The organism is Streptomyces antioxidans, assembly GCF_000968685.2.
GTDB lineage: Bacteria > Actinomycetota > Actinomycetes > Streptomycetales > Streptomycetaceae > Streptomyces > Streptomyces antioxidans.
This window is the reverse complement of sequence record NZ_LAKD02000135.1, coordinates 1-956: the sequence shown is the minus strand read 5'-3', so window position 1 is coordinate 956 and position 956 is coordinate 1. Positions and strand designations below refer to the sequence as shown.

At 70.4% G+C, this 956-nt stretch carries 1 protein-coding gene; it reads right to left on the bottom strand.

Annotation, left to right across the window (positions count from 1 at the left end):
* On the bottom strand, window positions 1–956 hold a 956-nt coding region (locus tag VT50_RS36020), incomplete at both ends, for an acetyl-CoA carboxylase biotin carboxylase subunit (protein ID WP_143645326.1).

The following is a 956-nucleotide window of genomic DNA, read 5'->3' as shown; positions in this document are numbered from 1 at the left end:
ACCCCGGGCCCGGCGGGTGGCACGAAGGAGGTCACCGTGCCCGGAGCGGGCAGGAAGTTGCGGCCCGGGTCCTCACCGTTGATCCGGAACTCCAATGAGTGTCCGCGCACCGGGGGGTCGTCGTAGCCGATGGCCTCGCCGTCGGCGATGCGGAACATCTCCCGGACCAGGTCGATGCCGGTGACCTCTTCGGTGACCGGGTGTTCGACCTGGAGGCGGGTGTTGACCTCCAGGAAGGAGATGGTGCCGTCGTTGCCGACCAGGAACTCCACCGTGCCCGCCCCGACGTAGCCCGCTTCTTTGAGGATGGCTTTGGAGGCGGTGTAGAGCTGGGTGTTCTGCTCGTCGGTGAGGAAGGGGGCGGGGGCTTCTTCGACGAGTTTTTGGTGGCGGCGCTGGAGGGAGCAGTCGCGGGTGGAGACCACGATGACGTTGCCGTGGGTGTCGGCCAGGCACTGGGTCTCGACGTGGCGGGGCTTGTCCAGGTAGCGCTCGACGAAGCATTCGCCGCGGCCGAAGGCGGCCACGGCTTCGCGGACGGCGGAGTCGTAGAGCTCGGGGACCTCTTCGAGGGTGCGGGCGACTTTCAGGCCGCGGCCGCCGCCGCCGAAGGCGGCTTTGATGGCGATGGGCAGGCCGTGTTGTTCGGCGAAGGCGAGGACTTCGTCGGCGCCGGAGACGGGGTCGGGGGTGCCGGCGACCAGGGGGGCGCCGGCGCGCTGGGCGATGTGGCGGGCGGCGACCTTGTCGCCCAGGTCGCGGATGGCGTGGGGCGGGGGACCGATCCAGGTCAGTCCGGCGTCGAGGACGGCCTGGGCGAACTCGGCGTTCTCGGAGAGGAAGCCGTAGCCGGGGTGGATGGCGTCGGCGCCGGATTCGGCGGCCGCGGCCAGGACCTTGGCCTGGTCGAGATAGCTGGCCGCCGGGGTGTCACCACCCAGCGCATAGGCTTCATC